The following is a 25,572-nucleotide window of genomic DNA, read 5'->3' on the forward strand; positions in this document are numbered from 1 at the left end:
TAAAGGTGGGAGGTGGTTGTATACCCCCCGCCTTTTTTTGAGAAACGGCGGCCGGCGAGCGGCTAGATCCTGGAGATGACAATGCCTTAGATTGGAAGCTGAGGAGACTCGTCGTCGGCCACTGCGGCGCGGTAATGTTTGCGGCAGAGCGATAGATAGGTTTCATTGCCGCCAATCTGCACTTGATCTCCGGAGGTGACGGCTTTGCCGGTGCTGTCAAATCGCACCACCATCGTCGCCTTTTTGCCGCAGTGGCAGATGGTTCGCACCTCACGCATTTCATCGGCCAGGGCCAAGAGCGCGGCGGATCCTGGAAACAGCTCTCCCATAAAATCTACCCTTAGACCATAGCACATGACGGGCAATCCGAGGTCATCTACCACGCGGGCCAGGGCCCAAACTTGATCCTTGGTCAAAAACTGTGCCTCATCAATAAAGGCGCAGGCGACGGGTCCTTGTGCCAGCCGCGTTTTTATCTTCTCAAACAGGTCATCATGGGGTGAAAATGTGTCTGCCTCTTCGCCAATGCCGATGCGGGAGGCGATTTTGCCCTGTCCGGCCCGAGTGTCCATTTGGGCCGTGAGCAGATAGGTCTGCATGCCACGCTCTTTGTAGTTATGCGACGCCTGAAGCAGCAAGGTCGATTTGCCGGCGTTCATTGTGGAGTAGTTGAAATAGAGCTTAGCCATATGGATGTGTGCCCCGAGCGCGGAGACGATGCAAGAGGGTCGGGGGCGTGTCCATGGGGCGGCAATTGTGGCTTTCGCGGTACCTGTAATGGTGCTAACTGCGCGCGATACATTGACCGGAGGAGGGTGAAATGTCCCAAATTGAAGTTCCGCTTTATGATCCCAACATGCTGCGCCCAATTGATTTTTCGGCTTTGGCTGGCCCGAAAGATGATGGGCATGCGCCACGTATTTTGCTGCTATATGGGTCGCTCAGGCCGCAAAGCTATTCGCGGTCGGTGGCCCAAGAGGGTGCGCGGGTTCTGCGGGCCTTGGGTTGCGAAACCAAATTTTTTGATCCCACTGGCTTGCCGTTACCCGATGGGGCGCCCGACAGCCATCCGAAGGTACAAGAGCTGCGCGAATTGGCGCTGTGGAGTGAGGGTATGGTTTGGTCCAGTCCTGAGCGGCACGGGGCGATGACTGGGGTTTTGAAAAATCAAATTGATTGGATCCCACTGTCTGCCATTGGTGGGGTGCGTCCGACCCAAGGGAAGACTCTTGCTCTGATGCAGGTTTCTGGTGGATCGCAATCGTTCAATTCGGTCAATCAAATGCGGATCCTGGGGCGTTGGATGCGGATGATCACGATTCCAAATCAAAGTTCGTTGCCAAAGGCATGGCTCGAGTTCGAAAATGGACGGATGAAGCCATCGTCCTTTTACAATCGGGTTGTGGACGTGATGGAGGAGCTGGCGCGTTTTACCGTAATGACGCGTGGGCGTAAAGAAATGCTGGTGGATCGCTATTCAGAACGCGTCGAAACTGCTGAAGAGCTGCACAAACGCGTCTCACTGACAGACATCTAAATTGGCCTGGCCCATCCCCAAAGGGTGACGCCGCGGGGATGGGGCCGGTCTGCAGTTACAGCTGCAATGCTTTCACACCCACGTCGCCCTCTGCATGGGCTTTGATGGCGAAGGCGGCGGCATGGCTGCCGGCCAGGGTGGTAAAATATGGTATTTTATCCATCAAGGCTGCAGCCCGCATGCTGCGGCTATCATCTACCGCCTGTGCACCTTCGGTGGTGTTCAAGATAAGGGCGATATCGCCATCTTTGATCTGATCAACGATATTTGGGCGGCCTTCATAGACCTTGTTCACCACGGTGCTGTGAATGCCGGACGCAGCGAGGAATTCCGCAGTTCCTGAGGTGGCGGTCAGGCTGAGGCCCATTTCCACCAAACAGGTTGCGGCCTCGAGCAACATCGGTCCCTTGTCATCATCTTTGATCGACAGGAAGACTTTGCCAGTGGTCGGCAATTGCGTGCCCGCACCCAATTGTGCCTTGTAAAAGGCGCGATGGAATTTGCTGTCAAAGCCCATGACCTCGCCCGTGGAGCGCATTTCAGGCCCAAGCAGCGTATCAACGCCCGGGAAGCGTGCGAAGGGTAGGACAGCCTCTTTCACCGCAAAGCCTTTGATGCTGGCTGGATCCACCAGGTCAAAATTACTCAAGGGTTCACCAGCCATAATTCTGGCAGCAATGGCGGCAATCGGGCTGCGCACGGCTTTGGCCACGAAGGGTACGGTGCGGCTGGCACGCGGGTTGACTTCGATCAGGTAAATCTCGCCATCTTTGACGGCGAATTGCACATTCATCAATCCGACAACATTCAACGCCAGCGCCAAGGCTTCGGTTTGCTGTTTCAATTGGTCAATGATGTCTTGCGACAAAGAGTAGGGCGGCAAAGAACAGGCGCTGTCACCCGAATGCACGCCGGCCTCTTCGATATGCTGCATAATTCCAGCAACATGCACATGCGTGCCGTCGCAAAGCGCGTCCACGTCAATCTCAACTGCGCCAGAGAGGTAGCTGTCGAGGAGCACTGGGCTATCGCCCGAGACCACAACCGCTTCGGAAATATAACGTTCAAGATTGGGTTGGTCGCGGACAATTTCCATCGCGCGGCCGCCCAAGACGTAAGAGGGGCGAATAACCAGCGGGAAACCGATCTCACTCGCTATCGCCAAGGCTTCAGCGTCAGAATGGGCAATGCCATTCTTGGGTTGTTTGAGCTTGAGAGTATTCACCAGATCCTGGAACCGCTCGCGATCTTCGGCCAGGTCGATGGCATCGGGTGTGGTGCCCAAGATTGGGATGCCTGCGTCCGCGAGGGCGTTGGCCAGTTTTAGGGGCGTTTGCCCACCGAACTGCACAATCACACCGTGCAGCGTTCCGTTCTCTTGCTCAACTCGCAGGATTTCCATCACATGCTCATAGGTCAGAGGCTCAAAATACAGGCGGTCTGAGGTGTCGTAATCTGTGCTCACCGTTTCAGGATTGCAGTTGACCATAATGGTCTCATAGCCCTGCTCTGTGAGGGAATAGCAGGCGTGGCAGCAGCAATAGTCAAACTCAATCCCTTGACCGATCCGGTTTGGCCCACCGCCGAGAATAACCACTTTCTTGCGGTCAGATGGCCGTGCTTCACATTCGGTTGAGCCCATCGCCGGAGCTTCATAGGTGGAATACATATAGGGGGTTTGTGCTTCAAATTCGGCCGCGCAGGTATCGATCCGCTTGAAGGACGCAACAACGCCGAGCGATTGCCGCGCGTTGCGAATATCAGTCTCGGTGCGGCCGGTCAAAATAGCCAGACGGCCATCGGTGAAGCCCATCATTTTAATTCGGCGCAGCCCCTGTTCATCTTGGGGCAGCCCTTCGGCCTTGATGACTGTTTCCATCTCTATGATTTCGCGAATGCGCGCCAAGAACCAAGGATCAAAGCGGGTGATGCTGTGCAACTCATCATCGGAAAATCCGAAGCGCATCGCATGAGCAATGACCCGCATCCGGTCTGGCGACTGGATTGCTAGCTCGCGGGTCAGCGCCTTGTCGATCGCCATTTGAGCTTCGGGGCTTTGACCCACTAAGATCCCGTCCCGCAGGACCAAGTCATCGGCACTGGGCATGCCGTCAATCTCGACCTCATCAAAACCTGTGAGACCTGTTTCCATCGAGGCCAGCGCTTTTTGCACCGATTCGTGAAAACTACGGCCGATGGCCATGGTTTCGCCAACAGATTTCATCGCCGTCGAGAGCACTGCTTGAGATCCTGGGAATTTTTCGAATGCGAAACGTGGGATTTTGGTGACAACGTAATCGATGGAGGGCTCAAAGCTGGCTGGGGTCACTTTGGTGATGTCATTGTCCAACTCATCCAACGTATAGCCAACCGCTAATTTTGCTGCAACTTTTGCGATTGGAAATCCAGTTGCCTTGGAGGCGAGTGCCGATGAGCGTGAGACACGCGGGTTCATCTCGATGACCACCATCCGGCCGTCTTCTGGGTTCACGGCCCACTGCACGTTCGAGCCACCGGTCTCTACACCAATCTCGCGCAGAACGGCAATGCTGGCATTGCGCATGATTTGGTATTCTTTATCGGTTAACGTCAGGGCCGGGGCAACCGTGATGCTGTCGCCTGTATGCACGCCCATAGGATCGACATTCTCGATAGAGCAGACGATGATTGCGTTGTTTGCGGTGTCGCGCACCACTTCCATTTCATATTCTTTCCAGCCCAAAAGGCTCTCATCAATCAAGATTTGACTGACGGGGGAAGCGTCCAGGCCAGTTTTGCAAAAATGCTCATAATCTTCTCGGTTATATGCCACGCCACCGCCGGTGCCGCCCAAAGTGAACGCAGGGCGAATAATTGCGGGGAGACCGATGTCATCAAGCGCGGCCATACATTCTTCCATCGTCTCAGCAATCGTGGCACGCGGGTTTTCAAGGCCAAGCCGATCCATGGCTTCACGGAAGAGTTTGCGGTCTTCGGCCATTTCAATCGCTGGGCGCTTGGCGCCGATCATCTCTACGCCAAACTTGTCCAAAACGCCCATTTCCTCAAGCGCGAGCGAGGTGTTCAGGCCGGTCTGTCCGCCCATAGTGGGCAGCAGCGCATCGGGACGCTCAATCTCTATGATCTTGGCCACAGTCTCAGGTGTGATGGGCTCGATATAAGTCGCATCGGCCATATCTGGATCGGTCATGATGGTGGCTGGATTTGAATTGACCAAAATCACCCGGTAGCCTTCTTCGCGCAAAGCCTTGCAGGCCTGGGCGCCGGAGTAATCGAACTCACAGGCTTGACCGATCACAATGGGACCCGCCCCGATAATCATAATGGATTTAATGTCAGTTCTCTTCGGCATGAATCTATCCTTCAGTGTCGGGCGCAAACTGTCCTGCCTTATAGGGAAGGAGGTCTTGGGTGCAAGGGGCTTTGTGATACTCAAGTCCAGTTTGCGGCGCCCAGATTTTAAGACTGGCACGGTCCCATCGTGCCGCAGCTCAGGGCAGGGGCAATTCGGTTGTGTCTTTGAGCTCTTCCATCACGAAGCTGGCGCTGACATCGGCCAATTCGATACGCGAAATGAGGCGCTGATAGAGATCATCATAGGCTTGGACGTCCCGGATGCGCGCTTTGATTAAATAGTCTTGATGCCCCGAAGTGCGATAGGCCGATTGCACATGTGGTAGGCTGCGAATGACCTTTGTGAATTGATCGGCCCAATCTTTGTTGTGGCTGCGCACAGAGATTGACACAAAGACAGTCAGACCAAGCCCAATCTTTTGTGCATCTAACAGCGCCACGCGGGCCTTCAAAAGACCGCTGTCTTGCAGGCGCTTTAACCGCCGCCAAACCGCGTTGCGCGACAGGTGGAACGCCTCGGATAATTCCTCTGAGGGCTGCGCGGCATTGCGCTGCATCTGTTGCAATATAGCGCGGTCATAATCATCATATGTTACGTAATCATCCGATATTTTGGGATATTATCACGCAATTAAAGCATGGCATAGAAAATTTGGGAAAAAAGTTGAGTCCACGCAGTTTATGCTGGTGTCAGCAATTTTAGAGCTTTTACATGACCCGTTCACCGAATTATTTTACGGTGCATTTGAGCAATATTGGCGAAAGCTACGGCCAGCATTTTTTGCACGTAATCTATTACTTTGTCATGCTCTTGACCGCGGCGATCTGTGCTCTGATCCATGCGATCCTGCCCTTTTTATTTGAAAAATCCGCAAGCCAAATCATTTCCAAGCTTTACAGAAAAATGACTGAGAGAAAGCTGCTTGAGGCGTATTCACCCTCAAAGGGCTGAATTTTTGCCGTACGCAGGTCAGAAAACGGCGGTTTGGCTTGACTTTAGGCGTCTGTCGGGATGTATCAGCGCGACCGCTTGAAGGAGCCCTGACCCATGCATGCTTATCGCAGCCACACCTGTGCCGACTTGAACATAAATAATGTTGGCGAGACAATCCGCCTTTCGGGATGGGTGCATCGCGTGCGCGACCACGGCGGTTTGCTCTTTATCGATCTGCGAGATCACTATGGGATGACGCAGGTGCTTTGCGACCCGGATAGCCCGGTGTTCAAAGAAGTAGAAAAGTTGCGCAGCGAATGGTGTATTCGCATTGATGGTACGGTGAAAGCCCGCGACGCGGAATTGGTGAACCCGAAAATTCCTACAGGAGAGATCGAGGTCTTCATCCGTGACCTTGAGGTCTTGGGCGCGGCGAACGAGCTGCCGTTGATGGTGTTTGGAGAGCAAGAATATCCTGAAGAGACACGATTGAAATATCGCTATCTCGACCTGCGCCGGGAGAAGCTGCAAAAGAACATGAAAATGCGTTCCGACGTCGTGGCGTCGATGCGTCGCCGGATGTGGGATCAAGGGTTCCGCGAGTTTCAAACACCGATCATCACCGCTTCTAGCCCCGAGGGCGCGCGGGATTTCTTGGTGCCATCGCGTCTGCACCCGGGTAAATTCTATGCACTGCCACAGGCGCCGCAGCAGTTCAAACAGCTCATTATGGTCTCTGGCTATGATAAATATTTCCAGATCGCTCCGTGTTTTCGCGATGAAGATCCGCGCGCGGATCGCTCACCAACAGATTTCTATCAGCTTGACTTAGAAATGTCTTTTGTGGATCAACAAGATATCTTTGACACGATACAGCCTGTTTTAACCGGTGTGTTTGAGGAGTTTGGCGGTGGTCGCAAAGTGGATCAAACATGGGAGCAAATCAGCTATCGTGATGCGGCGCTTTGGTACGGCAGTGACAAGCCAGATCTGCGCAACCCAATAAAGATGCAGGTGGTTTCCGAGCATTTTGCTGGTTCGGGCTTTGCCATCTTCGCCAAGCTCTTAGAACAAGAAGGTACTGAGATTCGCGCCATTCCGGCGCCAAAAGGTGGCAGCAGAAAATTCTGTGATCGCATGAATGCGTTTGCGCAGAAAGAAGGTCTGCCCGGCATGGGCTATATTTTCTGGCGCGACCAAGGTGACGGCATGGAGGCCGCTGGCCCATTGGCTAAGAATATCGGTCCTGAACGAACAGAGGCTATTCGTCAGCAGTTGGGGCTTGGCGTTGGTGATGCGGCGTTCTTTTTGGGCGGCAAACCAAAAGCCTTCGAAGGGGTTGCTGGCAAAGCGCGGATGGTGATTGGCGATGAATTGGGCCTGACGGACAAAGAGCGCTTCGCGTTTGCCTGGATTGTTGATTTCCCGATTTATGAGCAAGATGAAGAAACCGGCAAGATCGATTTTGAGCACAACCCATTTTCGATGCCACAAGGGGGTATGGAGGCCCTTCAGGGTGATCCTTTGCAGGTGTTGGGGTATCAATATGACCTGGCATGCAATGGCTATGAGTTGCTCAGTGGTGCAATTCGGAATCACCGCCCAGAGATCATGTTCAAAGCCTTTGAAATTGCGGGCTATGGTAAGGAAGAGGTCGAAAACCGCTTCGGCGGCATGGTGAACGCCTTCCAATACGGCGCCCCGCCGCACGGTGGTTGCGCTGCCGGCATAGACCGAATTGTGATGCTTTTGGCCGACGAGGCGAACATTCGTGAAGTCATTATGTTCCCGATGAACCAACGGGCGGAAGATCTCATGATGGCAGCGCCGTCGGAACCGACGAATGAGCAGCTGCGGGAATTGTCACTTCGGGTCATCGCGCCAGAATAGCGCTTCGCGAAGAGGGCAGGTCGGCCGATTACCGACGGCCCTCTCACACCGCTATTTTCTCTGCCAAAAACTCCGTCAGCGCAGTGCGGAGATCGGACCGGTTCTCAGTGGTTAAATACCGTTCGGCGGCCTGTTCTAGCGTTGGATCGGAGGCGGTGCGGGCCACGCCAGCGATAAAGGCCGCAAGGTAGCCGGGCTGCGCTCACTCTTTGTTGTTGAGCAAGTCTAACGCATGGACCAAATCCTCTTGCAAGGCGCGTTGGTCAGCCTCAAACGCTAGATCTGGCAGGAGACGTATGTCCATAGGCCGGCGATGATTTGGGAGATTCATTAGGATTGCGCTTTGAAATCCTGCAACGGAATTGAGGGGTTTTTCGATGAAACTATCGGCGCCCGCTTCCATCGCCGCGGTGGCGCGGCTTGGATCTGCGGAAAGACCGATGATGGTCTGGGTGCGGGGACTGGCTTGTGCAAGTTCTGAGATCAGCTCAGCGCCGTCCCCATCTGGCAGGCCCATATCAACAATGGCCACATCCGGGCGATAAATTCTAAGGTGTCGTCGGGCGCTTGTCATACAGTCTGCGCGTCTCAATCGTGTGCCAGAGGTGATGCACATCAAGCGCACGGCCTCGCCCGCGGTGAGACTGTCTTCCACCAGAAGCACCATCAAGCCGTGCAATGGTCTGCGGCTGGTAGGTTTGAGTGAGTGTAACGTGTTCGACATCCCGGTCATGATCGCCCCCTTATTTTCAGATCATGGGCCAGTTTTGCGCTCAAAGACTCTAACGCTTGGTTAATGCGGCTTGCCTTATTTGGCGGTGCGGCTTTACAAGACGGAAAACAGGAGATGAAAATGATCGGACGGCTTAATCACGTGGCGATTGCAGTGCCTGATTTGCAGGCGGCTGCAGCGCAATATAAATCAACTTTGGGTGCAAAAGTTGGCCCGCCACAAGATGAACCGGATCACGGAGTGACCGTTGTTTTTATCGAGTTGCCAAATACAAAGATTGAGCTGCTGTTTCCATTGGGTGAGGGCTCTCCAATCCAGAATTTTTTGGATAAAAATCCTTCGGGCGGCATTCATCATATCTGCTATGAGGTGGACGACATCCTCGCGGCGCGTGCGCAATTGCAAAGTCAGGGCGCGCGCGTATTGGGCAGCGGTGAGCCAAAAATTGGCGCCCATGGGAAACCCGTGCTATTTTTGCATCCTAAGGACTTCACAGGGTGCCTCATCGAGCTAGAACAGGTCTAAGTCTAGATAAATTTTCAGGAAATTCTCATGCCGATTACCTCAGCCCTCGTACTTTTTGCCGTCATATGGTTTTTGACTTTGTTCATTGTCTTGCCACTGCGCTTGCAAACTCAAGGGGATGTTGGAAAAATAGAACCTGGGACCCATGCGGGCAGCCCAGAAAACCCACAAATGAAAAAACGTTTTATGGTGACAACCGTCGTCGCCTTGGTGATTTGGGCAGTTGTTGCAGGAACGATTATCAGCGGGGTGATTTCCGTGCGCGACATTGATTGGTTTAACCGGATGGCAACGCCCGAAGTCTCTCGAACAGATGGGTGAAGGTGGCCGCGCCGAGAATAGGGATAAACAATCCCACCAGCGGTATAGTCAAGGGAATAGCCATCAAGATCCCAGCGCACCAGATAGCGCCCTGATGGCGCCGCAATAGCTCTTGGGCCTGCGTGCGCGGCACGCGCCGCATAGCGGCCATTTGAAAATATTCCCGGCCCATCAAATAGCCGTTGGTGGCCCAAAACACGACCGGCGCCAAAAATGGCAAAATCATTGAGAGGATCAAAGCGCCAATATTGGCAAGAATCAAAAATCCTAAAAACCGGATACTGACCAAAATTTGATCTTGCAGCTTGGCGGCTGCCTGTTTTGGAAGATGCGGATAGTGCCGCGCCTCAACCGCTTGCGCCACCTCATCGAGAAACAGAGCGATAATCGCTGAGGCCACGGGAACCATTACCCAAATTGACAGAACGATGGTAAGTAAGACCCCGCCGATATTGAACAGGGAGCCGAGCCAACTCTGCTCACCGATCATGCCAGCCACTAAAGCTGAGGACAACAATTGGTTGACGCCATAGATCACCAATAGGCAGGCGGCGGCTAATAATACGATGGTAAGCCCCAAGCTGCGCCACAAAACGCGGCGAAATCTCGGATCGTCAAATTGGGCGATAGATCTCAGAAAGTCTGAAAAAATCATTCATCCAACCATTGGGTGAGGGCAGCAACATCGGGGCGCGGACGGTCGGGCATTTGGGCCGGGCCAGTTCCGATATGAACAATTCCGGCGATATGTTCATGTGGCGCAAGTGCCAAGCCTTCTTTGCAAAAATCTGGGTTGTGCGAGGCCCAACCCGAAAGCCAATTGGCGCCCCAACCACTGGCCAAAGCTGCATTCAGCAGCGACAGGCAGACAGCGCCGGCGGAGTAGGTTTGCTCAATTTGCGGAAACTTGTCGCAGGGCTTTGGGCTGGCGACAACCACGACGGCCAAATGCCCAATTTCAAACTGCTGGCTTGCTTTGTTTGCATCAACCACGTCTGGCCCGGCCGCCTCAGCCATATTGCGGGCCAAAGCGCCCAAGCGGCGCAATGCGGTTTTCTCTAGAACAATGAACCGCCAAGGCTCTAGCTTACCATGATCTGGCGTGCGCGCGGCAACACATAAGAGCGCCTCAAGCGCGTCCCGGTCTGGCACTGGAGCGGTTAAGATTTTCGCCGGGCGAGAGCGGCGCGTTTTCAAAAAGGTCAATGCATCTGTCATGCGCTATGATGTGGGGCATTGCTGGGCTTTTCGCAAGGGGTGTGCGTTTATTCACGGTCTGTGGAATGCCGCTAAATCATCGACCCAAGATCTGAGGAAATCCGCAAACTTGCCGTGCGGTTGGCGCTGGGCGAAAATGTCCGCAAAGGGATCAGGAGCCTCAATTGTGCTGTTGGCCAGGGTTGAGATCGTGGCATGGCCGCAAAAGGGGACATAGACCTCTGAATATCCGCCCTCGTGCACCAAAACCAAACGGCCGTCACAAAGCTCTGTCGCGCTGGCTTTGATTGCAGCAGTTAGGTCACGGAAGGTCTGGGCCGTAGCGAGCATACGAGACAAGGGATCAATGGCGGCGGCATCATATCCACAAGCAACAATGATCAAATCTGGTTTAAATCGTTGCAAGGCAGGCTGAACGATCTGGTCCATAACCTGCATATAGGTGGCATGGCCTGCCCCAGGTGGCAGCGGGATGTTGATGTTGCTATGATCCACTCCGCGAAGGTCGACGTCTCCGCTGTCTAGCGGATAATTTCTTTCTTGATGGATAGAGAGGGTCAGAACGGCTGGATCGTCGATGTAAATCGCCTCTGTCCCGTTCCCGTGATGCACATCCCAATCTATAATGGCCACTTTCAAATCCGGCTGCGTGCTGCGGGCGGCTTCGACCGCCACGGCGATATTGGCCAAAAGACAAAACCCATTTGGAAAATCTGGCAAGCAATGATGCCCCGGGGGGCGCGACAACGCATATGCATTGCTCACACGTCCCGCCATCACATCTGCAACCGCCCGGCAAGCCAGTCCGGTGGACAGCGCCGCCTGCTCATAACCGCCATGACCGAAAGGCACGCGCAGACCCAGCTCGCCGCCGCTTGCCTTTGACGCCTCCTCAAATGCATCAAGATAGCTGCTGGGGTGCACCCGCAACAGCGCGTCCCGCGTGGCAATATCCGCGCTCTGGCTTGCGAGGGTCTGGGTCAGCCCGGTGACGTCCATCAGATTCTTCAACCGGCGTTTGGTTTCGGGGTTTTCAGGAATGCCGCCAGCAGCGAGAGGCTGAACCAAGCCACCGACGGGCTGGGTGAAGGCATAATTGCCGCCAGAAAACCAAAAACAGCGCTCATCCCAATAAAATCCGGTCGTCATCTTTGGCTCTTTCGCAGTTAAGGTTCGGCCCGTTGGTAGACGCCTTCAGGCAAATCCAGCGCAGCGGCAAGGTCGCGGGCTTGGTTCATGGAGAGCGTGATCCTGTGCATGCGATCACGGGCGGCGTCCCATTGCTCAATAACAATTCGGTCCTCATAGGATTTGATACACACATCTTCCAAAAGCGCGCCGATCGTATCATCGATCAAAGTTATAGAGGTGGCTTCAAAGCCATGTTCAATGGTAAACATATGCTAACCTTAATTAGATTTACTTATGGTGCAAGTGACAAGTGCACTGGGTGATTTCTCGCCTAAGAGGCCGGATCAAAGGGGTGGTTTGCAGCAATTTTATGGGTAAGCTGTCGGAGAGGTTTAAGGAGAGCGGAATGCGGATCATTCCTGTAATAGTGATGCTTGCGTTGGCCGGATGCACACTCATGCCAGATGCGCGATCTCCTGTGGTGGTGGCGGATGAGCCGCGGGTTTTGAAAGCCGAAGATGTGCCCGAGCGTTTTGCCATCGCTGTGCGCAGGATGCGGCCAGTCGTAATCGAGACCTGCAAGTCGACCAGCCCGAATTTGAACTGTGACTTTCTCATCGCCATTGATCCAAATCCCAAAAATGCGCCCAATGCGTTTCAAACGGTGAATGACGCGGGACAGCCAATCTTGGCATTTACCCTGACCCTGCTGGAAGACATGTACAACGCCGATGAGGTGGCCTTTGTCATTGGACACGAGGCGGCTCACCATATTTTGCGGCATTTGGAGCGGCAAGATGAATTCGCGCGCGGTGGGGCCACGCTTTTTGAGGTATTGGCGGCAGCTTTGGGCGGCTCCAACCGTTCGGTTGATGCGGCGTCGGAAATCGGCGCAGCGGTTGGCCGGCGCAATTACTCAAAAACCTTTGAGCTTGAGGCGGACCGCTTGGGCGCGAAAATGACGCAAAACGCAGGGTTTGATGCGGTGCGCGGCGCGGCTTATTTCACGCGAATTCCCGATGCAGGCAATCGGTTCTTTGGCACCCATCCGCGCAATGCGGATCGGATCGCTGGGGTGAAAGCCGCGGTGGCAGAGTTATGAACAGGCGCGCGGCCCTGACCCTTGTCCCGAGGGCATGGTTGTGAGGAAATTGGGGATAATCCTCAGTGACCGCGGCTCGAAATATGCGGTTTCCGGCTGCGCAGTTGCAGATCGGGCAGAGATTGATGCGGCGCTCCGCGATCTGAAGCGGGACAAGAAATATGCCAAAGCGACTCATAACAGCTGGGGTGTTCTGCTCGATGGGGTGCCGCTAAAGTCGGATGATGGGGAAAGCGGCGCTGGGATGGTGATCCTGCGCATGTTGGAGCGGGCCGAGCGGGTGGGTGAGCTGATTGTTGTCACCCGCTGGTACGGCGGCAAACCTCTTGGCGGCGACCGCTTTCGCCATGTGCAAGAAGCAACGCGTCTTTACCTTGATCACCCCGCCCCATAACACGGGTTTGCGCGCAGCGGCGGGCAGGCGCGGCCTGGTGTTGCTGTCGGGCGAGGAGATTTTGCTGTAATAGTCTGTTATGCAGAGGCTGTGCAAATGCCCCCATTCACTGTGGCGACCAAGATAACATCCAAAATAGTGACTTCGGGCAGTTACGACACGATACGGCCCCAGAGATCATAGGCGCCGGCTTCATCCACTTCCACCGTTACGATGTCGCCAGGGGCCAAAACGTCTGCAGCCTCGTCAATAAACAGGTTGCCGTCGATTTCGGGGGCGTCAGCCTTGGTGCGGCAGGTGGCGATGCCCTCTGCGTCCAGCTCATCAACGATCACATCCATGCGTTGGCCCAGTTTGGCCGCAAGTTGCGCCTCGGAAATGGCCTGTGCCTTCTCCATAAACCGGCCCCAGCGCTCCTGCTTGACATCTTCGGGCACATGATCGGGCAGGTCGTTGGAGCGCGCGCCAGCGACGTTCTCATATTGAAAACAGCCAACCCGGTCGAGCTGCGCCTCATCCATCCAATCGAGCAGGGTTTGAAACTCTGCTTCAGTCTCGCCGGGATAGCCGACGATGAAAGTTGATCGAAGGGTGATATCGGGACAATCGGCGCGCCAGGCGGCAATCTCATCAAGGGTTTTGGAGGCGGCGGCAGGGCGGGCCATACGTTTGAGCACATCGGGGTGTGCGTGTTGGAAAGGAATGTCGAGATAGGGCAGGATCAACCCCTCGGCCATCAGGGGAATCAAATGGCGCACATGGGGGTAGGGGTAAACATAATGCAGCCGCACCCAAGCGCCCAATTGCCCCAATTCGCGGGCCAGATCGGTGATATGGGGGCGGATGTCTCCCTCTACCGCTGATTTAATATCAATGCCATAGGCGCTGGTGTCTTGTGAGATGACCAAAAGCTCGCGCACGCCAGCCTCAACCAATTTCTCCGCCTCCCGCAGGATCGCACGCGGTGGGCGGCTGACCAATTTGCCGCGCATATCGGGAATGATGCAGAATTTGCACTTATGATTACAGCCCTCTGATATCTTCAAATAGCTGTAGTGCCGCGGTGTCAGCGAGACGCCGGATGCGGGCAAGAGATCTACGAAAGGATCCGGTGCGGGCGGCACGGCGGCATGGACAGCATCCAAAACCTGTTCGTATTGATGCGGGCCAGTGACGGCCAAAACCTTGGGATGCGCGCCGGTGATATACTCGGGATTGGCTCCCAAACAGCCGGTGACAATCACCTTACCATTTTGATGCAGCGCCTCACCAATCGCCTCAAGACTTTCCGCCTTGGCGCTGTCAAGAAAGCCGCAGGTGTTTACAATCACCGCCTCGGCACCCGAATAATCAGGGCTGATCGCATAGCCCTCGGCGCGCAGGCGGGTCAAAATGCGCTCGCTATCGACCAAAGCTTTGGGGCATCCCAGCGACACCATGCCGATGGTTGGCTGGCCCGGGCGTGGGGTTTCTATCCGCGCTTTGGGCGCGAGGTCGGGGCGGAGATGGGGAGGATTCTGTGCCATAGGGCCGCTATAGCAGAGATTGCGCGGATGTGTAGATGGCAGATTGCCGAGCCTATATCCCGCCAATGGCCCAGGCAAAGGTCTCAAAAATCCAAAGCACGGTGTTGAATGTGGCGCCGCGGTCATGGGTGATGACGAAGACGAAGATGCAGATCGGACTCCAAACTGCGACGGTGATCATGGCGCAAATGCAAATGCCGGAAAAGAGGGCCGCCTGGTGGCTCTGTGCACCCCTCTCCAAAAGATCGGCAACAAAATTGCGCCACCATGCGGGATATTGCAGCGCCAGGGTGAGTGCCGCGATCGATAGATGCAATAGCGTGGGCAAAAGCGTGGAAGTTAGCGCAACCATCAACCAGATATAATCGCCGGGTGCAGAGCGTAGTTTGGCAAAAAGCTCTGCTAAATCCCATAGCGGCACCCCATCCGCAGGGGTAGCAAAAGTGATGAAGGCGATGAGCGCAGATCCCAAGGCAAAGAAAATGGCAATCCCGCCCAGCCCATCTAACACCGCCCGCCAAGCCGCCTGTTTTTGATCAAGCCCTTTGCACTGCGCCTTGCTGCGCCCCATCAGCGGAGAGCCGGGTGTCGAGCCAATCCAACCATCCGTCCATCACCGAACGATAACGTTCTGCTGGGCGATCGTCGCGCAGCAATTTAAGCCAATATGCGCGGTCGGTTGGGCGCGACGCAGTGTTGCGGAATGCTGGAATGCTCATAAGGCCGACAAAAGTCACGAGCGGCCACCCGATTAGCCCATTCTGGAGCAAAGCCCATTCTATAAAAGCTTGAATCAATTTACCGTCGCCCCTGGGGCCTAAAATTTTCTTTTCAGAATATCAATGGGCTGGGGAATTTCAAGACGGTTGGCTTACCTGCGGCGGTCGCGGCGGCTGGACATGGGCTGAAAGGCCACACCAACATGCGCCTCGCAATAGGGTTTGCCGGCTTTTACCGCCAGACCGCAGAACCAAAAATCATCTGTCGCGGGATCACCGACCGGCCATTTGCAGGTTTTTTCGGTCAATTCCATCAAGCTGATCTTCTTGGCGGTCTTTTCCACTTCACTGACTTTTGCCAGAGCTTCGGGGCTGATCTCATTGGCTGAGGGCTGCGGCGGAAGCGGCTGGCCGGCAGGAATGATCTTGCGCACCGCAGGCGGGGTGACCCGCACGGTTTCGGTCGCAGGCGCAGCCGGTTTTGGCGGTGCGGCTGGTGTCGCGGGCGCGGCTGGCTTTGCCCTGACCTGCGCTTTTGCCTTTTCCTTGGCGGCCGGCTTGGCCGTGGTCGAGGTCACGCGGTTGGACAGGCCCAAACGGTGCACTTTGCCGATCACCGCATTGCGGGTTACGCCGCCCAATTCCTTGGCGATCACACTGGCCGATTGGCCCTCGCCCCACATTTTTTTCAGAACTTCGACGCGTTCATCAGTCCAGGACATCATGCCCCCCCTTGAATTTCGTAGCCATACCGGGTGATACCCATGCAGCATCCTACTTTAGGCTCAACTGAGGCTAAGGACAACCACCCAAGTGGAGATAAGCTGTGGCAAATGTTTCTCAATACGGCGCAAGACGCTTCGGACGGGTCAATTGGCTGGGCCTTTGGACGCTCATTCGCCGCGAGAATATGCGCTATCTGGCGATCTGGCAGCAGACAATTTTTGCTCCGTTGATAACTGCTGGTTTGTTTCTATTGGTTTTTTCTATTGCCATAGGTCCGGGCCGCTCGGAAGTCATGGGGTTTGATTATGTCAGCTTTTTGGCACCGGGTTTATTGATGATGACGGTGATACAAAATTCTTTTGCCAATACCTCATCTTCCATGCTTTCGGCGAAAGTCATGGGGTCCATTGTCGATACGTTGATGCCGCCGCTGTCGCCCTTGGAAATGACCGTGGGATTCTTGGCGGGTGGCATTGGGCGCGGATTGGTGATTGGCGCAGTGCTCTGCCTGTCGATGGGATTAAGCCTCGGCATCTGGGTAGCTCATCCGCTTTGGACCTTGGCCTTTGTGGTTTTGGGGGGGATGTTCATGGGCGCGCTGGGGCTTTTGGGCAGCATCTATGCGTATAAGTTTGATCAAATGGCTGCGATCTCAAATTTTGTGATCACACCCTTGGCATTCTTGTCTGGAACCTTTTATTCGATCCAAGCCTTGCCCTCCATGATGCAGCCACTGATCCATGTGAATCCGATGTTTTATATCATCGACGGCGGTCGTTACAGTGTTCTGGGGGTTTCAGATGGCAGCCCGTGGGTGGCTTTGGCGGTGATTTGTGGCGCCAATATATGTGCGGTGGGCTTGGCTTGGGTTTGGTTGGCACGGGGCTATCGGTTGAAATCTTAGTGGGATTTGCAGCAGCAGATATTTGGACTTCCCATGGCCGGGGGGCTTTGGTATGATAACGGTATGAAAACGATAATTGAATTGACATTGCGACGCCGACGTCGCTGATATGATCACCGCAACGAGGCATGCCCCTCGTGTTTTGCGCTCCTAGGCCTCTGTCCCAATTTTAGTTTTCTCACTCCCACCTCATTAGAAAGGTATTCCGATGATCCCTTCGATTCTGCCCACCTATAATCGCGCGCCGATGTCGTTTGTCTCCGGCACAGGCAGTTGGTTGACCAGCGATGACGATCGGCGATTTTTGGATCTCAGCGCTGGGATTGCGGTCAACAGCTTGGGGCATGCGCATCCGAAACTGGTGGCGGCGCTGACGGCGCAAGCCGGTCAATTGTGGCACACATCCAATTTGTACCATATTCCAGCTCAACAAAAACTCGCCGATCAGCTGGTGGCTTTGACCTTCGCCGACACGGTATTTTTTACCAATTCTGGGACAGAGTCTTGTGAGTTGGCCGTGAAAATGGCGCGCAAATATTTCTATGACAAAGGACAACCTGAGCGCGTGGAAATTATTGCCTTTGAAGGGGCGTTTCATGGGCGTTCCTCTGCAGGTATTGCGGCTGCTGGTGCAGAAAAGTTGACAAAAGGCTTCGGGCCCTTGCTGCCCGGCTTTGTGCAATTGCCATTCGCCGATCACGACGCGCTGCATGCGGCTGTTAACGACAAGACCGCAGCCGTATTGATTGAACCGATCCAAGGGGAGGGCGGCATCCGCCCCGTGCCGGATCATTGTTTGAAGGGTTTGCGCGATTTTTGTGACAGTCATGGGATCTTGCTGATTTTTGATGAGGTGCAATGCGGTGTTGGACGGACCGGGAAGTTGTTTGCCCATGAGTGGGCAGGGATTGATCCAGATATCATGATGGTGGCCAAAGGTATTGGTGGAGGCTTCCCCATAGGGGCCGTTTTGGCAACTGAAGAGGCCGCAAGCGGCATGGGGGCGGGTACGCATGGCTCAACTTATGGCGGGAACCCTTTGGGCTGTGCGGTGGCAAGTGCTGTCTTGGACGAGGTGGCTGCTCCGGAGTTTTTGGCAGAGGTGAGCCGCAAAGCCGGGGCGCTGCGCCAAGGGCTTGAGGGGTTGGTCGCGCAATACCCGGATGTGTTTGAGGGTGTGACTGGCGCAGGGTTGATGCTGGGTCTGAAATGCAAGGCGAGCAATATCGATGTTGTCACAGCCGGATATGACTGTGAGGTTTTGACCGTGCCTGCGGCCGATAACGTTGTGCGCGTTCTGCCAGCGTTAAATATCTCAAACACCGAGATTGCGCAGGCGCTCGAGCGATTGGAGACGGCGGCGCAAGCGGTTCAATCTGCGCAATGAACAGCGTGGGTTCTCACATTTTGGCGTATGGTGCCGCGCGGCACGCCGCTTGCTTATAGGACAGACTAAAAATGCAAAATTTTCTCGATATCGATCAGGTTGATCCACAAAAATTGCGTGGCATTTTGGACGAGGCCGCGCGGATCAAAACCGCGCGTGCTGGTCTGTCCAAGGGCATGTTGGATGCTGAACGCCCACTAGAGGGCAAGATGGTGGCGTTGATTTTTGAAAAGCCATCCACACGCACCCGTGTGAGTTTCGATCTCGGGGTGCGGCAGATGGGCGGTCAGACCATGGTTTTGTCCGGCAGTGAGATGCAGTTGGGCCATGGGGAAACCATTGCGGATACAGCGCGGGTCTTGAGCCGTTATGTGGACATGATCATGATCCGCACTTTTGAAGAGGCGACGCTGCTTGAAATGGCCGAATATGCCAGCGTGCCAGTGATCAACGGGCTAACGAACCGCACCCATCCATGCCAAATCATGGCCGATATTTTGACGTTTGAAGAGCATCGCGGCTCTATACAGGGCAAGCGCGTCGTCTGGACGGGTGATGGCAACAACGTTTGCGCGAGCTTCATCCATGCCGCCGGCCAATTTGGCTTTGATTTCGTGTTCGCTGGCCCTGCGACGTTGGATCCTGAGGCGGAATTCATTGAAAAGGCGCGGGCCAAAGGCGTGAAGATCGAGATACAGCGGGATGTGCAAGAGGCGGTGCGCGGTGCAGATCTATTGGTGACCGACACTTGGATCTCTATGCATGACAGCCAAACGGCGCGGGAACGGCGCCACAATCAATTGCGCCCCTATCAGGTCGATGATGCATTGATGGCACAGGCCAAGCCAGATGCTCTTTTCATGCATTGCTTGCCAGCACACCGCAACGAAGAGGTGACAAGCTCCGTCATGGATGGGCCGAATTCGGTGGTATTTGATGAGGCGGAAAACCGGTTGCATGCGCAAAAGGCGATTATGCGCTGGTGCCTAGACTAAATATGGCTCTTGGTGCATGATTTTAGGGTAAAATCTCTGCTTGGCTCTGGTTGTTTGTGGATTAAGGGTTAAGGAGAACGGGACGTTTCTCATAAAGTGATCTGGCATGTCCTTAAATATTGGATGTTTGGTTCGAAAATTTGATTGGATGGAGCGTTGGCAAGCGCCGGCGCCAGTAGATTGGTTGGAGCGACTGGGGTTTTCCGCGCAGTCAGATCAGGTTGATGAGGCGCACCTCGATTATTTCCAAGACTCTGATCACATGGTTGTCTTCTCGCAGAAAGGCCAAGAGGTTTGGCTTGGTCTTGGCGTGAGTCATCTGTTCAATAAATTGTGCCAATCCCAAGATTTTAAGGGCTTAGGTGCTGGCGTTGCCATGGTCGCGGATGATGCGCATGGCTATTACGGCTTTCAGGAGTTTGCACGCGGCGAGGCGGGTTGGGGCGCGCAGGTGACAACCGCCCCCCCCAGCATGTGGATGCGCCCGGCCTCTCACGGAACCGCAAGCCCCCAGCGCACCATGGCGATCCAGTCGGTTGCAGATCTTTTGGGCGCACGGGTCAGTGTGATCGAAGCCTGCGCGACGGCGCAGGGCGAAGACGCGGCTTGCGGCATCGCATGGCATGGACAGATGCAAGATTGGGTTTTGGCGTCGATGGCGGCTCATGGGACGGCTTTTCAACAAATTGATTCGTCGAATTTTTTACCGACCGGCACATTATTTGAGGCGGTTGATCCTCCCAGTGGTTGGCCGCGCTATTGGCGGCAAGGGGATTTGTTTGCCGCGATGCAAGATCGTTTGAGCCGTGCCTGTTGTGGCGTGGGGTTCAGCGAATTTACTCTCAACCATCCAATACTGCGGGGCTCCTGCCTCGTGATTGAATTAACCGCAGATACATAACAGAAGCGCCTGGGCGCTGGAGGTGAAGATGACACAGGCTTATATCGGTGTGATTGGGGTTGGAACGATGGGCTCAGCACTGGCGCTGAACTTCGCCGAAAAGGGCCATGATGTCGTTCTTTGGAACCTTGAGCTGGAAGCGGTTGATCGGCTGATCGCTTCCGTTGGGGATTTGGCCACTCGGCTGCAGCGCTGCGAGACCCTGATCGATATGGTGGCGGCTTTGCCCGTGCCCCGTTCCATAGTCTTGATGATCCCGGCGGGCGCGCCAGTGGATCAAACGATAGCGGCGCTGCGGCCTTTGCTATCCGTCGGCGATACCATCATTGATGGCGGCAATTCCGATTTTCGCGATACAATGACCCGAACGAAAAGCCTTGAAGCTGCGGGGCTGTCCTACTTGGGGATTGGCGTGTCTGGTGGCGCAGAGGGTGCGCGGCGGGGACCGTCCATGATGGTCGGAGGCACAGGCTCTAGCTATAACCGCGTCGCACCCATTTTGGAGGCGATTGCAGCCCGCTACGAAGGTGATCCCTGCGTGGCGCATTTGGGACCAGACGGGGCTGGGCATTTTGTAAAAACGGTCCACAATGGGATCGAATACGCCGATATGCAGATGATCGCCGAGGTCTACGGCATGATGCGCGATGGCGCGGGTCTGGCGGCCAGCGATATCGCGCCGGTCTTCCGCAGCTGGAACCGTGGACCACTGGCAAGCTATCTTATCGAAGTCACGGGAGAGGTCTTGGGGACCAAAGACCCGCAGACGGGTGAGGATATTGTAGATCTTATCGTGGACCAAGCTGGGCAAAAAGGCACCGGCCGTTGGACTGTGATTGAAGCGGTGCGCATGGGCCAAGCGGTGAGCATCATTGAGGCAGCAGTTGGCGCCCGGGCCATGAGCGCGCAAAAATCCACCCGTCTACATGCCTCCAGAGCGCTTGTGCCGGCGGGCACGGATATGATGATGCCAGTCACAGAGCATGATTTGCAATCTGCCTTAATCGTCGGGCGCATTTTGACCTATGCGCAGGGGTTCGAAATTTTGGCGGCCGGTTCAAAAGAATTCAATTGGTCGTTAGATTTTGCCCGTATTGCAGAGATTTGGCGTGCTGGCTGTATCATCCGTTCGGCCATGTTAGACGATATTGCCACAGCGTTTCGCAGCCCGCTTCCGGCCGGAAATTTGGCGCTGTCTGACCATTTCATCTCCCTGCTCACTGCTCATATCGCCGGGCTGCGCCAGGTGGTTTCTGCCGCAGCGCTCAAAGGGCTGCCGACGCCTGCACTGGCTGCGGCTTTGAGTTGGTTTGATATGATCCGCCAAGAACGCGGAACTTCGGATTTGATCCAAGCGCAACGCGATTACTTTGGGGCCCATTCCTTTGAACGTGTTGATGCGGAGGGATCGCATCATGGTCCGTGGCACGCGTGCTGACCGCTCAGCGCTTGCGGGGTTTGGCGCGTAGGGTTGGGTCCGCTTGGGTGGGATCCTCGGGCCAGGGGTGTTTGGGATATTGCGCCCGCATATCCTTGCGCACATCCCCATAGCTTCCGGTCCAAAAGCCGGGGATATCGTTGGTCACTTGGATGGGTCGATGTGCCGGAGACAGCAAGGTCACTTTTAGCGGGTGATCGCCGATCATAGGATGGCAGGTCTGCCCAAACATCTCTTGAATACGCAGTTCAATGGCCGGGTGATCACCAGTGTAATCAATTGCGATTTTTCGGCCCAGCGGCGTGATGAAATGCGCTGGGGCAATTTTTTCAAGCTGGTGCAACCCATTCCAACCAATATAGGCTTCTAAAGCTGGCAGCGGGTCAAAACTTTTCCAATCCTGTTCTGTGGTCATCCCTGTAAGATAGGGCGCCAGCCATCCTGGCGCGGCTTCGAGAAGGGCTGCATCTGCGCAATCGGGAAATTGTCCGGTTGGCGCCGCCGCGACGCGTGCTTGCAAAAGTCGCGCGGCTTTTGGCAGGCGCAAGCCCATGTGATGCACGCCCTCCACCATAGCTGCAGCCAGTGCATCGGTGGGTGCCTCGCGCCAAACCTCTTGCGTGAGCGACAGGGCGCCGAGCGTTTCACTGCGACTTGCAATGACCCGCCGGTGGCGTTTGGACCAGTGGCAGCGGGTCTCCCAAGTGATGCGCTCGGCAAAAACCTCTCGAAGCTCTGCTTCACTGAGCGCAAGGGCCCTGCGGATTTTAGGGTCTGGGCCCGTGCTGATATGCGGGTTTCCAAGATCTGCAATTACCAAATATTGCGCATTGGCCAAAGTATCATCGCTGGCTAAAACTGCGCCCTTGCCTCCCGCCATGATGTAGCGTGGCTGCGTGCCGGGCCTGCGCTGGGCGACACGTTCAGGATAGGCCAGTGCCAAGCATTGCGCGGGGCTTAAGGCAACTTCGCGTATGGCTTTCGGCGCGAGTCTGCTGAGGCGTTTGGCCTCCTGTTTGATTCGTTCAAGCGCGCTGTGATCGCGAATTGTACCGGCCGGTGCCTTCTGGCCAGCCGGCCCACGCAGGGCAGTGAGGGCGGGTGCCAGATCGCAATTTTGGGTGGAGAGCATGTCTCGATCAGACAAAAGTGCTGTCAGCGGCGCGGCGCGAGGCCCGGCTTGCAGCAGCATTTGCGCCAAACGTGGATGCAGTGGCAATTTGGCAAGCGCCGCCCCGTAGGGCGTCAGGCGACCCCCTGACAGCGCGCCGAGTTGAACAAGCAAGGAATTTGCCTGGGCCCAAGCGCCTGGTGAGGGCGGTGTGAGAAAGGCCAAATTCTCTGGCCCGGAGCCCCATTGCGCTAGCTCAAGTGCCAGCGGGGCCAGGTCGGAAATTTCAATTTCAGGGGGCGCGAAGGCGGGCATGGTTCCTTCTTCGGCACGCGCCCACATGCGATAGCAGCGACCGGCTGCCACCCGCCCTGCGCGCCCGGCGCGCTGGGTGGCTTCGGCCTTACTCACCCGTTCGGTCACCAGCTTTTGCAGTCCCTTTGCCGGATCATACCTGGCCCGGCGTGCACGGCCGCAATCCACCACAACGCGGATATCCTGGATGGTCAGAGAGGTCTCGGCAATGGCGGTTGCCAAAACGATCTTGCGCATATTTTTCTGGGCCTCAGGTTGGATGGCCAACTGTTGCTCGGCAAACGGTAGGTTTCCCAACAGAGGGCGCAGAACGCAATTTTTGGGCAGGTGATCTTGCAGAGCAGCTTTGGTGCGGCGAATTTCAGCCTCGCCGGGCAGGAAAACCAAAATTCCGCCCTCGGTATCGGTGACCGCCTGAATAATCAGGCTGCAAGCTTGTGCTTCAAACGTGAGGTCTTTGGGCGCTGGGCGCGGCAGATAGGTAAGCTCTATGGGGAAACTGCGCCCGGCGCTTGTGATAATTGGTGCATCGTTGAGCAGGGCGGCTACGGGCGTGGCGTCCAATGTGGCAGACATGACTACAAGCCAGAGGTCCTCTCGCAGGGTCTCGCGCAGCTCCCAAGTCAGGGCCAGACCAAGATCGGCGGCAAGGGAGCGTTCATGAAATTCATCAAAGATAATGGCGCTGACGCCGGGCAGCTCTGGATCCGCCTGGACCATGCGGGTGAGGATACCTTCGGTGAGCACTTCAATGCGGGTATTGGGGCCAACTTTGGACTGGCCGCGGATGCGATATCCCACCGTTTCACCCAATTTTTCGTCCAGCGTCTCTGCCATGCGTTCTGCGGCGGCGCGCGCGGCCAGGCGCCGGGGTTCGAGCATCAGAATTTTTCCAGGGCAATGCCCTGACTGTAAGATGGCCAAGGGGGTGCGTGTGGTTTTGCCGGCCCCCGGCGGGGCTTGCACAACCACACGGCTAGACTGTGTTAAACACTCCAGCACTTGCGGCAGGACCGCATCTATTGGCAGATCAAACTTCACCCCACCCTTATCGGCGAGAAAATCTTGCGCGTCCACGGCTGGTTTGCGACTGGAGGCTTTTGGCATGTAAGACCTTTTGGCGGGATAAATTGCCTCGCACCGCGCCTTTGCAATTGCGCAGCTGCGCGGTAGATGGTCAATTTAAATGGATATATCCGCAATTCGAGTGCCAGACACCGTCCTGGAGGGCTAATGAGTAAAGCAGAATTTGCACCAGAGGCGACCGCCCGTTTGATAGAGCAGGGCAATCGGCGGGCTTTGGCGCGGGCCATTACTTTGGTGGAGAGTGCCCATCCGGAGCATCGGCAGCAAGCCACGGCTTTGCTCGCAGCTCTGCGAAAGGATCGACAAGCCATTCGCATCGGATTGTCAGGAACGCCCGGTGTTGGCAAATCTACTTTTATTGAAATCTTTGGGCTGCACTTGGTGGAAAGCGGTCTCAAGGTTGCCGTTTTGGCGGTAGATCCCTCGTCTGCGCGATCGGGTGGATCTATTTTGGGCGATAAAACCCGAATGGATCAGCTCTCGCGCCATCCGGGCGCCTATATCCGCCCCTCACCCAGCCAGACCCATTTGGGCGGTGTGGCCCGGCGCACCCGAGAGGCCACCGCGCTATGCGAAGCCGCCGGGTTTGATGTGGTTCTGATCGAAACCGTAGGCGTGGGGCAGTCAGAGACGATGGTGGCTGAAATGGCGGATTTATTCGTGCTGCTGCTCGCACCGGCCGGGGGGGATGAGCTACAGGGGGTGAAGCGCGGCATTATGGAGATGGCCGATTTGATTTTGATCAATAAGGCCGACGGCGACCTCAAATCTGCCGCCATCCGCACCTGCGCCGATTATGCCGGTGCTCTGAGGTTGCTGCGGAAGCGGTCGCAAGATCCTGAAGGCTTCCCCAAGGCGCTGACTGTATCTGCTTTGGAAGGCGGGGGATTGCGACAAAGTTGGGAAGAGATGCTGGCCTTGGTGGCTTGGCGCCGCGAACAGGGTGTTTGGGCCCGCACCAGAGCGTCCCAAAATGCCTATTGGTTCAATGCGGAATTGCGCCACGCGTTGCTCACGCGGCTTGAACATGATCCAGAGGCTGCGGCGGCCTCACGGCAATTGCAAAAGGCTCTTCAAGCCGGGGAGATTGCACCCTCCGTTGCGGCCGAGCGCGTTGTGGATATCTTCTTGCGGACCAAGATATAGAAGGGCTATCGATTCGGGTCTGCGCCTCAGTTTTGCAAATGTTTGAGGTAATATTTCTGACATTAATCGTGAAAAGCCTAAAAACCGATGTTAAAGCGCAGCCGAAGACAGCAAGAAGGCTTGACCTTGCATTAGGATACTCCTAAACCCCGGCAACGAGTTTTCACCCGAAGCCATTT

General features: G+C 55.6%; 26 protein-coding genes. 13 read left to right on the plus strand and 13 right to left on the minus strand.

All coding sequences use genetic code 11. The annotated features are described in order from the left end of the window. Positions 1-86 precede the first annotated feature (86 nt). Entirely contained in the window at positions 87-689 is a 603-nt protein-coding gene (locus tag ABLW18_RS09550; protein WP_347824582.1) for a thymidine kinase, read from the minus strand. A gap of 131 nt (positions 690-820) precedes the next feature. Here ABLW18_RS09550 and arsH point away from each other — a divergent pair, with 131 nt between their 5' ends. Then, on the plus strand, positions 821-1,537 hold the full coding sequence (gene arsH, locus ABLW18_RS09555; RefSeq protein ID WP_347824583.1) for an arsenical resistance protein ArsH: 717 nt from the start codon (positions 821-823) through the stop codon (positions 1,535-1,537). 55 nt (positions 1,538-1,592) lie between these two features. On the opposite strand, the gene carB is transcribed toward arsH, so the two are convergent. Together carB and ABLW18_RS09565 are read right to left on the minus strand one after the other, a co-directional pair. Further along, on the minus strand, positions 1,593-4,889 hold the full coding sequence (gene carB / locus ABLW18_RS09560; protein ID WP_347824584.1) for a carbamoyl-phosphate synthase large subunit: 3,297 nt from the start codon (positions 4,887-4,889) through the stop codon (positions 1,593-1,595). 139 nt (positions 4,890-5,028) lie between these two features. Beyond that, positions 5,029-5,502, minus strand: a complete 474-nt coding sequence (locus ABLW18_RS09565) for an Lrp/AsnC family transcriptional regulator (protein ID WP_347824680.1) — start codon at positions 5,500-5,502, stop codon at positions 5,029-5,031. A gap of 101 nt (positions 5,503-5,603) precedes the next feature. On the opposite strand from ABLW18_RS09565, the gene ABLW18_RS09570 reads away from it, so the two are divergent. Next, positions 5,604-5,843, plus strand: coding sequence for a DUF6356 family protein (locus tag ABLW18_RS09570; protein ID WP_347824585.1), 240 nt, complete (start codon positions 5,604-5,606; stop codon positions 5,841-5,843). Between the two features lie 96 nt (positions 5,844-5,939). Continuing rightward, complete coding sequence (gene aspS / locus ABLW18_RS09575) at positions 5,940-7,715, plus strand: aspartate--tRNA ligase (RefSeq protein WP_347824586.1); 1,776 nt, start codon at positions 5,940-5,942, stop codon at positions 7,713-7,715. A gap of 202 nt (positions 7,716-7,917) precedes the next feature. Here the strand turns inward: aspS and ABLW18_RS09580 are convergent, their stop codons facing one another. Further along, the gene (locus ABLW18_RS09580; protein WP_347824587.1) at positions 7,918-8,448 is read right to left on the minus strand and encodes a response regulator; all 531 of its coding nucleotides are present in this window, start codon (positions 8,446-8,448) and stop codon (positions 7,918-7,920) included. A gap of 120 nt (positions 8,449-8,568) precedes the next feature. Here ABLW18_RS09580 and mce point away from each other — a divergent pair, with 120 nt between their 5' ends. Together mce and ABLW18_RS09590 are read left to right on the plus strand one after the other, a co-directional pair. Further along, entirely contained in the window at positions 8,569-8,973 is a 405-nt protein-coding gene (gene mce / locus ABLW18_RS09585; protein WP_347824588.1) for a methylmalonyl-CoA epimerase, read from the plus strand. Positions 8,974-9,000: 27 nt separating this feature from the next. After that, the gene (locus ABLW18_RS09590) at positions 9,001-9,294 is read left to right on the plus strand and encodes a DUF1467 family protein (protein WP_347824589.1); all 294 of its coding nucleotides are present in this window, start codon (positions 9,001-9,003) and stop codon (positions 9,292-9,294) included. On the opposite strand, the gene ABLW18_RS09595 is transcribed toward ABLW18_RS09590, so the two are convergent. The 4 genes from ABLW18_RS09595 to ABLW18_RS09610 are packed head-to-tail and all read right to left on the minus strand — an operon-like array spanning position 9,251 to position 11,912. Next, entirely contained in the window at positions 9,251-9,949 is a 699-nt protein-coding gene (locus ABLW18_RS09595) for an EI24 domain-containing protein (RefSeq protein ID WP_347824590.1), read from the minus strand. The two genes, ABLW18_RS09590 and ABLW18_RS09595, sit on opposite strands and share 44 nt — an antisense overlap. Then, positions 9,946-10,512 (minus strand): nitroreductase, encoded by a 567-nt coding sequence (locus ABLW18_RS09600; protein ID WP_347824591.1) that lies wholly within the window; start codon positions 10,510-10,512, stop codon positions 9,946-9,948. Before ABLW18_RS09600 ends, ABLW18_RS09595 begins: the two co-directional genes overlap by 4 nt. Before the next feature lie 51 nt (positions 10,513-10,563). Next, positions 10,564-11,661: a class II histone deacetylase gene (locus tag ABLW18_RS09605; RefSeq protein WP_347824592.1), complete on the minus strand. Its 1,098-nt coding sequence runs from the start codon at positions 11,659-11,661 to the stop codon at positions 10,564-10,566. 17 nt (positions 11,662-11,678) lie between these two features. Further along, positions 11,679-11,912, minus strand: coding sequence for a hypothetical protein (locus tag ABLW18_RS09610; RefSeq protein ID WP_347824593.1), 234 nt, complete (start codon positions 11,910-11,912; stop codon positions 11,679-11,681). A 137-nt stretch (positions 11,913-12,049) separates the two neighbouring features. Between ABLW18_RS09610 and ABLW18_RS09615 the strand changes: the two genes are divergently transcribed. Together ABLW18_RS09615 and ABLW18_RS09620 are read left to right on the plus strand one after the other, a co-directional pair. Further along, positions 12,050-12,745 (plus strand): M48 family metallopeptidase, encoded by a 696-nt coding sequence (locus ABLW18_RS09615; RefSeq protein ID WP_347824594.1) that lies wholly within the window; start codon positions 12,050-12,052, stop codon positions 12,743-12,745. Between the two features lie 40 nt (positions 12,746-12,785). Next, positions 12,786-13,139 (plus strand): YigZ family protein, encoded by a 354-nt coding sequence (locus ABLW18_RS09620; protein WP_347824681.1) that lies wholly within the window; start codon positions 12,786-12,788, stop codon positions 13,137-13,139. Positions 13,140-13,291: 152 nt separating this feature from the next. Here the strand turns inward: ABLW18_RS09620 and rimO are convergent, their stop codons facing one another. From rimO to ABLW18_RS09640, 4 genes are all read right to left on the minus strand, one after another. Next, positions 13,292-14,665 carry a 30S ribosomal protein S12 methylthiotransferase RimO gene (rimO, locus tag ABLW18_RS09625; protein WP_347824595.1) on the minus strand — a complete coding sequence of 458 codons (1,374 nt, stop codon included), beginning with the start codon at positions 14,663-14,665 and terminating at the stop codon, positions 13,292-13,294. 52 nt (positions 14,666-14,717) lie between these two features. Further along, positions 14,718-15,236 (minus strand): hypothetical protein, encoded by a 519-nt coding sequence (locus ABLW18_RS09630; RefSeq protein ID WP_347824596.1) that lies wholly within the window; start codon positions 15,234-15,236, stop codon positions 14,718-14,720. Continuing rightward, the gene (locus ABLW18_RS09635) at positions 15,202-15,402 is read right to left on the minus strand and encodes a hypothetical protein (protein WP_347824597.1); all 201 of its coding nucleotides are present in this window, start codon (positions 15,400-15,402) and stop codon (positions 15,202-15,204) included. Before ABLW18_RS09635 ends, ABLW18_RS09630 begins: the two co-directional genes overlap by 35 nt. A 134-nt stretch (positions 15,403-15,536) precedes the next feature. Further along, on the minus strand, positions 15,537-16,106 hold the full coding sequence (locus ABLW18_RS09640) for a GcrA family cell cycle regulator (protein ID WP_347824598.1): 570 nt from the start codon (positions 16,104-16,106) through the stop codon (positions 15,537-15,539). A gap of 104 nt (positions 16,107-16,210) precedes the next feature. Between ABLW18_RS09640 and ABLW18_RS09645 the strand changes: the two genes are divergently transcribed. From ABLW18_RS09645 to gndA, 5 genes are all read left to right on the plus strand, one after another. Next, positions 16,211-17,014, plus strand: coding sequence for an ABC transporter permease (locus ABLW18_RS09645; protein WP_347824599.1), 804 nt, complete (start codon positions 16,211-16,213; stop codon positions 17,012-17,014). A gap of 208 nt (positions 17,015-17,222) precedes the next feature. Next, positions 17,223-18,401, plus strand: coding sequence for an aspartate aminotransferase family protein (locus ABLW18_RS09650; protein WP_347824600.1), 1,179 nt, complete (start codon positions 17,223-17,225; stop codon positions 18,399-18,401). A 71-nt stretch (positions 18,402-18,472) separates the two neighbouring features. Beyond that, on the plus strand, positions 18,473-19,396 hold the full coding sequence (gene argF / locus ABLW18_RS09655; protein ID WP_347824601.1) for an ornithine carbamoyltransferase: 924 nt from the start codon (positions 18,473-18,475) through the stop codon (positions 19,394-19,396). Positions 19,397-19,502: 106 nt separating this feature from the next. Next, positions 19,503-20,297 (plus strand): hypothetical protein, encoded by a 795-nt coding sequence (locus ABLW18_RS09660; protein WP_347824602.1) that lies wholly within the window; start codon positions 19,503-19,505, stop codon positions 20,295-20,297. A 28-nt stretch (positions 20,298-20,325) separates the two neighbouring features. Then, the gene (gndA, locus tag ABLW18_RS09665) at positions 20,326-21,735 is read left to right on the plus strand and encodes an NADP-dependent phosphogluconate dehydrogenase (protein ID WP_347824603.1); all 1,410 of its coding nucleotides are present in this window, start codon (positions 20,326-20,328) and stop codon (positions 21,733-21,735) included. 4 nt (positions 21,736-21,739) lie between these two features. Here the strand turns inward: gndA and hrpB are convergent, their stop codons facing one another. Continuing rightward, a complete protein-coding gene (gene hrpB / locus ABLW18_RS09670; protein ID WP_347824604.1) occupies positions 21,740-24,268 on the minus strand; it encodes an ATP-dependent helicase HrpB in 2,529 nt (842 codons plus the stop codon). Between the two features lie 126 nt (positions 24,269-24,394). On the opposite strand from hrpB, the gene meaB reads away from it, so the two are divergent. Beyond that, positions 24,395-25,393, plus strand: coding sequence for a methylmalonyl Co-A mutase-associated GTPase MeaB (gene meaB / locus ABLW18_RS09675; RefSeq protein WP_347824605.1), 999 nt, complete (start codon positions 24,395-24,397; stop codon positions 25,391-25,393). Positions 25,394-25,572: the final 179 nt, after the last annotated feature.

It is taken from the genome of uncultured Planktomarina sp. (assembly GCA_943788425.1).
GTDB lineage: Bacteria > Pseudomonadota > Alphaproteobacteria > Rhodobacterales > Rhodobacteraceae > Planktomarina.